The following is an 8,200-nucleotide window of genomic DNA, read 5'->3' as shown; positions in this document are numbered from 1 at the left end:
GCCAAAATCACCGTCCCCGCCTGCGCCTCCTGAAACAAACTCAAGCTCACATACAACATCTGCCCCAACCCCCCAGCCCCGACAAACCCCAGCACGCTGGCCATCCGAATATTGTTCTCCCAGCGATACAAACAGTACGCCAGCAACTGCGGCGCCAGGTTCGGCAGCGTGCCGTAGCAGAACGCCAAAACCGGATTCCCCCCCTGCAACCGAATCGCATCCGCCGGTTCCGGCGGTGTGTTTTCCAGCGCTTCAGCAAACAACCGCCCCAACACGCCCGTGGTGTGCAGGGCCAGTGCCAGTGTCCCGGCATTCGGCCCAAGCCCAGCCGCAAGCACCATCAACGCAGCCCAGACCAGTTCTGGAATCGCGCGCAGGGCATTGAGCAGCAGGCGCGCAGCACTCTGAAAAAACCAGCCAAATCGGCCAGCGGCGGGGAGCGCCAACAACAGCCCGAACACGGCAGCGAGCAGGGTGCCGAGTGCAGACATGGCCAGGGTTTCCATCGACCCGCGCAAGATGGCGCTCAGGTAGTCAGCGCTGAGGTCAGGGCTGAGAAACCGCGCGACGTACAAGCCCATCTGTTTCAGACTGGTGGAACTGCCGAGTTCTTCAAGATCAAGGCCCAGATAGGCGAACGAGGCAATGACGGCCGCAACAATGGCAAGGATCAGCAACGGATTGATCAGGCGTTTCATGCCAGCCTCCAGCGCAGCAGGCGGCTGAGTTGGTCGGCGCCGAGGACGAGGAGGAGGAAGGTGAGGAGCATGCTGGCGACTTCGCCGCCGGCGAACATGCGGATCGACAGGTCGATCTGTTGGCCGAGGCCGCCGGCGCCGACGAAGCCCATGACCACTGAGGCGCGGATGGCGCATTCCCAGCGGTAGACGGTGTAGGAGAGCAGTTCCGCCGCGACGTTGGGCAGTACGCCGTAGGCGAAACTGGCGAGGCGGCCGCTGCCGGCCTGGAGCAGGGCGTGGGCCGGGCGTTGGTCGGCGGATTCGTAGATTTCGGCGTAGACCTTGCCGAGCATGCCGCTGTAGGTGATGGCGATGGCCAGCACGCCCGCCGCCGGGCCGAGGCCGACGGCGCGCACGAACAGCAGCGCCCAGACGATTTCCGGCACGCTGCGCAGGAAGATCAGCAGCCCGCGCACCGGCCAGCGCAGCAGGCGGCCCAACAGGCTCGGGCGGCCGCTGCGGGAGGCGGCGGTCAGCGACAAAGCGCGGCTGGCGAGCAGGCTGGCCGGCACTGCCAACAACAGAGCCAGGGCCATGCCGGCGGTGGCGATGGCCAGGGTTTGCAGGGTGGCTTTGAGCAGTATCTGCAGGAACGCTTCGTCGTGTGCCGGCGGCCAGAACATCGACACGAAGCGGCCCATTTCACTCTGGCTGTCAGCATGAAACAGCACGCCCAGATCCAGTTCGCTGAGCTGGATGCCGGGCCACAGCAAGGCAATCGCCAGCACGGTCAGCAGCACCCGTGGCAGCGCGGCGGGGTCGCGGGTGTCGGCGCTCAGCATCGCGGAATCTGCACAATCAGTGGGGTGACGGTAGGCGCCGGAGATTGCAATTGTTCATTGGCGTAGAGGGTGTCGAGCATGTCGCGGCTGACCTGCGCGGACGGGCAGTCGAACAGGATCTGCCCCTCGCGCAGACCGACGACGCGCGGGAAGTGCGACAGCGCCAGCTCCACTGCGTGCAGGCTCGCCACCAGCGTCACGTTATGTTCCTGGGCATGGCGCGACAGAATCGACAGCGTGTGCCCGGCCAGCACCGGGTCCATCGCCGAGACCGGTTCGTCGGCCAGCAACACCTCCGGCGCCTGATACAAAACGCGAGCAATGCCGACCCGCTGCAATTGCCCGCCGGACAGTTGCTGGCACTGGCTGAAGAGTTTGTCGGCCAGATCCAGCCGCGCCAGTGCGGCGCGGGCGCCGGGCACGTCGAGCGGGTGCAGCAGATTGATCAGGCTTTTGCCCAGGCTCCATTGGCCGAGTTTGCCGGCCAGCACCGCCGTCACCACCCGTTGCCGGGGCGGCAGGGGCGGCGCCTGATGCACCAGGCCGATGCGGGCGCGCAGGCGTTGCCGCCCACGGGCGGACAAATGCCAGGCGCGCTCGCCCAGCACTTCGATGTCGCCGCTGCTGGGCCGAATGGCGGTCGCCAGCAGATTCAGCAGGCTGGATTTGCCGGCGCCGGACGGGCCGATGATCGCCACCTGCTCGCCGGCATCAATTTGCAGATCCACACCGCGCAGCGCTGCGACGCCATTGGTGTGGTGCAAAAAAGCGTGTTTGAGACGCAGAGTCATTTCAGCAAGTCGGCGGCGCGGGCGGCTTCCTCGATGCCTTTGTAGTTGTCCGGGCTGGTTTCAATGAAACGGCTGGCGGCTTGCAGGTCGAGGATTTTCTTGTGCTCGGGGTTGGCCGGGTCGAGGTCGAGGAAGGCTTTTTTGATCTTCGCCGCCAACGCCGGGTCGAGGGTGCCGCGCACGGTCCAGTTGTAATCGAAGTAGGCCGGGGTGGTGGCGAAGACCTTGACCTTGTTGGTGTCGACCTTGCCGGCGTCCACCAGTTTTTGCCAGACGCTGGCGTTCAGCACACCGGCGTCGACCTTGCCGGCCTGCACCCAGGCGACGGTGGCGTCGTGGGCGCCGGAGTAGCCGACGCGGCTGAAATAGGTTTCCGGTTTGATGCCGTCCTTGAGCATGAAGTAGCGCGGCATCAGGCTGCCGGAGGTGGACGATACGGAGCCGAAGGCGAAGGTCTTGCCCTTGAGGTCGGCGAGGCTTTTGACGTTCGGGTCGGCGGTGATGAATTTGCTGGTGAACTGCGCGTCCTGTTCGCGCTGCACCAACGGAATCACTTTGGGATCACTTTTCAGTTGCGCCTGGACGAAGGTGAAACCGCCGAGCCACGCCATGTCGAGGCGGTTGGTGGCAAGGGCTTCGACCACTGCCGGGTAGTCGGCCACCGGCACAAACTCGACGTCCATCCCCAGCTTCTGCTTGAGATAAGCACCCAGCGGTTCGAACTTGCGCAGCAGTTCGGTCGGGGCTTCATCGGGGATTGCGCTGACCTTCAACACGTCGGCGGCTTGCGCCAGCACGGCGGTAAAGGACAGGGCCAGACCTGCGGTCAGTGCCAGGGTTCGCTTGAGCATGGAATTCTCCGTTTCGTGGGCTTCAGGAACGATGCGCCGACTGGGGCAAAGGTCATCGTGTGCACCGTCAGGTTAGCCGAAACGGGGGACTTGTTGGGGATGTCCATGAGTGTGCAGTGTTTGAACCATCGCCTTCGCGAGCAGGCTCGGTCCCACAGGAGTACTCGTTTAAGTGTAGGACCGAGCCTGCTCACGATGACGTCAGCCCGGGCAAACCCCGACCAGTGTCGGGCCCGGAACCGGCAATCACTTCAACCGTTCAACAAGCGTCTTGCCGACACCCAGTGCAGACGCCGGGTTTTGCCCGGTTATCAGTTCACGATCAACCACCACATGACTGGCCCACGCCGAAGTGTTGCTGCTGAATACACCGCCGGCTTTTTCCAGCGCGGTCTGCGGGTAGAACTTCATCGTGCCGCCGTTCAGCAGTCCTTTGGCGATCTCTTCTTCCTGATTGCTGATGACCGTGAACTTATAGCCGGCATACGTCCAGTCGTTCGCCGTTTTGGCTTTGCCGGTTTCCAGTTGCCGGGTGAATGCGGTCGGATCCGTCAGGGTCGACAGCAGCGCAATCGGGCCGTGGCAAACCAGCGCTGTGGTTTTGCCTTTTTGATGGAAGTTGTTCAGCAGTTTGCCCAGCGCCTGGCTGTGCAACAGATCCTGCATCGGTGCGTGGCCACCCGGAATGTAGACGGCATCGAAATGGTCGTAGCCGACTTGCTCGACCCGCGAGAGGCTGATGACCGGCGACTCGCCGGGCGAGGTGATCTTCAGTTGGTCCAGCAGCGCTTTGTGGGTCTGCAGGGCCGCGACGTCATTGTTGAAATACATTTTGTCGTCGGAGGACCGGTCCAGCGTCGGCGCCTTGCCGGTCGGAGTGGCGAAGGTCACGGTGTGGCCCGCATCAAGCAGCAGTTTGACCGGTTGCATCAGCTCGTTGAGGTAGAAACCGGTGCTGAATACCTTGCCGTCTTTCAGATCGAGATGGTCGGAATCCGACAGCACCACCAGCACATTGGCGGCTTGGGCGTTCAACGCGGCAACGGAGAGAGACAAGGCGAAAGCAAGACGAGTGAATGAGCGCATGGCGATTCCAGAACGTGAAGGAAAGTGCGGATCACTGTATTGATGCTCATGGCGGCGATAAACTCTCGCCACAGCAAAGCATTTGTTCTCTGGAGATCAAGATGAGCCGCCGATTCGATTATCTGGCTGACGTCGAAGTGTTCGTTACGGTGGTGGAAAAGGGTTCGCTTAGCGCCGGTGCGGTGTTTCTCGCAACCACGCCGTCGGTGGTCAGCCGGGCGATTTCGCGACTTGAAGCGCGTCTGGGCGTGCAGTTGCTGCGGCGCACTACGCGGCGCTTGAGCCTGACCGATGCCGGTGTGTTGTATCTGGAGCAATCGCGAGCCGCATTCGGCCTGATCGATGATGCGGAGCGCACGATCCAGGGGCAGGACGGTGAACTCAGTGGCCGTGTGCGCCTGAGCGTGCCGACCACTTACGGACACTATCGGTTGCCGGCCATGCTTGCCCGATTCACCCGGCAATATCCGCAAGTGCGCGTTGAGTTGAGTATCAGCAATCGCAACGTCGATCTGGTGGCCGAAGGGTACGACCTGGCTATTCGGTTGGGCGCGCTGCCGGACAGCGGATTGATCGGGCGCAAGCTGGAAGATGCGCGTTTGTGTGTGGTTGCCGCGCCGGATTATCTGCAACGGGCCGGGACGCCGCAAAGTGTCGACGATCTGCAGCGGCATGCGTGCCTGCCGTTCGTGATGCCCAGCACCGGCCGCGTCGGGCCGTGGCTGTTTCGTGAACAGGACGAAGATCGCGAATGGCTGCCCAGCGCCAATATCCAGGTGTCCGACGATGTATTGGGGATCGTGTCGCTGGCGGAACAGGGGCTGGGCATCTGCCAGACCTACGACTTCATCGTCCGCGAGCGGATCGAAAGCGGGCGGCTGGTGCGATTGCTTGAACAGTCGGGCGGGCGCTCCCGACCGTTCTCGGTGATCTACCCGCCACATCGGCAACTGTCGGCATCGGCGCGGGCGCTGATTGATTGTCTGACCCGGGAGGTCAGTCAAGGCGCGGAGGAAGGCCTCGACTGACGCGCCTCAAACGGCGGGCAGGCGCGCCACCCATTTCCCGCCACCGGCGCCGTCCTTCAAGGCGCGCAGAGCCTGAGGCAGTTCGCGGAAGTCGAACGTTTGCAGCGCCGGGCCGATCAGGCTGCCGTCGAGCAGGGCTTGCAGCAACTGTTCGCCATTGCGGCGCAGCGTCTGGCGATCCTGCAGGCTGGCGTGGGTGTGGTAGCTGTTCAATGCCACTTCGTGCAGCGAAATCGCAGAGCTGAACGCCGGAACCGGCGCGGTTTCCTGGCGATCCTGAATGCACACCAGATGACCGTTGTAGCCCAGCATGCTGGCCATTTCTGCTGCGTGAGCGCCGCTGACCGTGTCGAACACGGCGTGCAAACGGCGTTCGCCGAGGCTGGCGGTGAGTGCGGTTTTCCAGTCCGGTTCGCGGTAATCGAATACGCCGACCGCCCCCAAGGATTTGAGTTTTGCATGATGCGCGCCGGACGCGGTCGCCCAGACCCGCCAGCCGCGTTGCACTGCCAGTTGCACCAGCAGCAGACCAACTGCGCCGCCGGCGCCGATCACCAGCACATCAGCGGCCTCGCCGGCAGGGACTTTCTCCACGGCTTGCCATGCGGTCAAACCGGGGCAGGGCAGCGATGCGGCAGTTGCATCATCAAGCGCGGCGGGCACCGACAGTACGGTGGCGGCGTCCAGCAGGCAGTACTCGGCGAAGCTGCCATCGCTCGCCAATGATTGGTGATACGCCACGCGACTGCCGGGTTGCAGCGTCACGCCGGCGCCGGCCGCGACCACTACGCCCATGCCGTCGACACCCGGCACACGCCCGGTGCTCCATGCGGGATGGCCCCACTCGATGATTTTCCAGTCCACCGGGTTCAGGGCGATGGCGCGATTGGCCACCAGCACCTGGCCGGGGCCGGGTTGCACGAGGGGTTTGCGGGTCAGTGTCAGGCCATCCAGCCCTTGGCCGGACGTCCAGGCCCAGGCTGCGTAATCGGTTTGCATTGTGCGGTTCCCATGATTTCGATGGCCGTCAGTATCCCGGTCTGCGGACATGAGAAGAACCGGCCCTGGGTCAAAGGTGTTTTGCGTAAAAATCAGCAATGCCCCGCAACGCCTTAATCAACCTGCGCAAATCGCTCCACCAGCCAATCGATAAACACCCGCACCCGATTGCTCAAATGCCGGTTCGGCGGGTAGAGCACATGAAACGGATACGCCGACGGCCGCCAGTCCTCGAGGATCGGCACCAGTTCGCCACGCTCGATCGCCGTCCTCACCGTGTAGCTGAAGGTGTGGATGATCCCAAGTCCGGCGAGGCCGGCCGCCAGGTGCGCGTTGCTCTCGTTGACGCTGATCAGGCCTTTGCCTTCGATTTGATGGCGTTCGCCGTTGCGCTGGAAGTTCGACGGCAGGATGCGCCCGGTGGAGGCCGAGCGATAGGCGATCAATTGATGGCTGGCCAGTTCGAGCGGGTGGCTCGGGGTGCCGTGGCGTTGCAAATAATCGGGCGTGGCGCAGGTGGTCCAGGACACTTCGCCGAGGCGGCGCACGGCCAGGGTTTGTTCGGTCAGAGGGCCGCCGCGAATCACGCAGTCGACGCGTTCGCTGATCAGGTCCACCGGGCGATCGCTGACACCCAGATCAATCTGGATGTCCGGATAGCGTTCGAAGAATTTCGGCAGTTCGGGGATCACCAGCATCGTCGCGGTCGAGCCACCGATGTCCACGCGAATCTTGCCGCGCGGCAGGCCTTGCGCCTGGCTGAAACCCTGATCGATGTCGTCCAGTTGATGCAGCAATTGCTGGGTCAGTTGGTAATAGGAAGCGCCGTCGGCCGTGACGGTGAGGCGGCGGGTGGTGCGTTGCAGCAGGCGCACGCCGAGGTGGTTTTCCAGTTGGCCGATCAGTTTGCTGACCGTGGTTTTCGGCAGGTTCAGCGAGTCGGCGGCTTTGGTGAACGAACCGCTTTCCACGACGCGGGCGAAGGTGCGGATCGCCATTAACTGATTCATCGGTTCGGGCTCAGTGGTGTAGATGAGCTGAGTATTGTGCATGTCTGTGTACAAACAAAACCGATTTGGCGGATTTTTCAATTCAATCGATCAGCCTAAAGTCGCTTTCAACGGCTCACCTAAGACCCGTCACCTACCTCGAAACGGTTACTGGAGATTCATCATGAGCAACAGACTTGAAGGCAAAATCGCACTGATCACTGGCGGCACCACCGGCATCGGCCTGGCGTCGGCGCAGGAATTCGTCGCCCAGGGCGCCACGGTATTCATCACCGGCCGTCGTCAGGCCGAGCTGGACAAAGCGGTCGCCGCCATCGGCCCACGGGCCATCGGCATTCAGGGCGATGTGGCAAAACTGGAGGATCTGGACCGCATCTACAGCGAGATCGCCGCGAAGGCCGGACACCTCGACATCCTGTTCGCCAACGCCGGCGGCGGAGACATGCTGCCGCTGGGCTCGATCACTGAAGAGCACTTCGACCGGATTTTCGGCGCCAATGTGAAGGGCACGCTGTTTACTGTGCAGAAAGCACTGCCGCTGCTGCGCGATGGCGCTTCGATTCTGCTGACCTCATCGACCACTTCGGTGCAGGGCACTGAGAATTTCAGCGTCTACAGCGCGAGCAAAGCGGCGGTGCGCAATTTCGCCCGGTCGTGGCTGCTGGACCTGAAACCACGGCGCATCCGCGTCAACGCCATCAGCCCTGGCCCGGTGCGCACCCCTGGTCTGGCAGGGCTGGTGCCGGCGGAACACACGCAAGGGTTGTTCGATCAACTGGCGTCGATCGTGCCGATCGGGCGTCTGGGCGAGCCGAGCGAGATTGCCAAGGCTGCGCTGTTCCTGGCCTCGGATGACAGCAGCTTCGTCAATGGCATCGAGTTGTTCGTTGACGGTGGCACCGCGCAGATCTGA

9 protein-coding genes are annotated in these 8,200 nt (G+C 63.0%); 2 read left to right on the top strand and 7 right to left on the bottom strand.

What is annotated here, in order from left to right; genetic code table 11:
- The 5 genes from phnE to CAF79_RS25085 form a co-directional block, all read right to left on the bottom strand.
- Nucleotides 1-698, bottom strand: a 698-nt coding sequence (phnE, locus tag CAF79_RS25105; RefSeq protein WP_085700804.1) for a phosphonate ABC transporter, permease protein PhnE, incomplete at its 3' end; no start/stop codon positions are given.
- On the bottom strand, nucleotides 695-1,522 hold the full coding sequence (locus tag CAF79_RS25100; RefSeq protein ID WP_085700803.1) for an ABC transporter permease: 828 nt from the start codon (nucleotides 1,520-1,522) through the stop codon (nucleotides 695-697). The genes CAF79_RS25100 and phnE, both read right to left, overlap by 4 nt.
- Nucleotides 1,516-2,313, bottom strand: coding sequence for a phosphonate ABC transporter ATP-binding protein (locus CAF79_RS25095; protein ID WP_085700802.1), 798 nt, complete (start codon nucleotides 2,311-2,313; stop codon nucleotides 1,516-1,518). The genes CAF79_RS25100 and CAF79_RS25095 overlap by 7 nt, the downstream gene beginning before the upstream one ends.
- Nucleotides 2,310-3,164 (bottom strand): putative selenate ABC transporter substrate-binding protein, encoded by an 855-nt coding sequence (locus CAF79_RS25090; RefSeq protein WP_085700801.1) that lies wholly within the window; start codon nucleotides 3,162-3,164, stop codon nucleotides 2,310-2,312. Before CAF79_RS25090 ends, CAF79_RS25095 begins: the two co-directional genes overlap by 4 nt.
- 246 nt (nucleotides 3,165-3,410) lie before the next feature.
- Nucleotides 3,411-4,250 (bottom strand): type 1 glutamine amidotransferase domain-containing protein, encoded by an 840-nt coding sequence (locus CAF79_RS25085; RefSeq protein ID WP_085700800.1) that lies wholly within the window; start codon nucleotides 4,248-4,250, stop codon nucleotides 3,411-3,413.
- Nucleotides 4,251-4,351: 101 nt separating this feature from the next.
- Between CAF79_RS25085 and CAF79_RS25080 the strand changes: the two genes are divergently transcribed.
- The gene (locus tag CAF79_RS25080) at nucleotides 4,352-5,278 is read left to right on the top strand and encodes a LysR family transcriptional regulator (RefSeq protein WP_085700799.1); all 927 of its coding nucleotides are present in this window, start codon (nucleotides 4,352-4,354) and stop codon (nucleotides 5,276-5,278) included.
- 6 nt (nucleotides 5,279-5,284) lie between these two features.
- On the opposite strand, the gene CAF79_RS25075 is transcribed toward CAF79_RS25080, so the two are convergent.
- Together CAF79_RS25075 and CAF79_RS25070 are read right to left on the bottom strand one after the other, a co-directional pair.
- On the bottom strand, nucleotides 5,285-6,277 hold the full coding sequence (locus CAF79_RS25075; protein ID WP_085700798.1) for a zinc-binding dehydrogenase: 993 nt from the start codon (nucleotides 6,275-6,277) through the stop codon (nucleotides 5,285-5,287).
- Nucleotides 6,278-6,390: 113 nt separating this feature from the next.
- The gene (locus tag CAF79_RS25070) at nucleotides 6,391-7,287 is read right to left on the bottom strand and encodes a LysR family transcriptional regulator (RefSeq protein WP_085700813.1); all 897 of its coding nucleotides are present in this window, start codon (nucleotides 7,285-7,287) and stop codon (nucleotides 6,391-6,393) included.
- A gap of 163 nt (nucleotides 7,288-7,450) precedes the next feature.
- Between CAF79_RS25070 and CAF79_RS25065 the strand changes: the two genes are divergently transcribed.
- Nucleotides 7,451-8,200, top strand: coding sequence for an SDR family NAD(P)-dependent oxidoreductase (locus CAF79_RS25065; protein WP_085700797.1), 750 nt, complete (start codon nucleotides 7,451-7,453; stop codon nucleotides 8,198-8,200).

The organism is Pseudomonas sp. B26(2017) (assembly GCF_002113045.1).
Taxonomy (GTDB): Bacteria; Pseudomonadota; Gammaproteobacteria; order Pseudomonadales; family Pseudomonadaceae; genus Aquipseudomonas.
The sequence above is the reverse complement of the archived record's forward strand: the minus strand, read 5'-3'. Positions and strand labels throughout refer to the sequence as shown.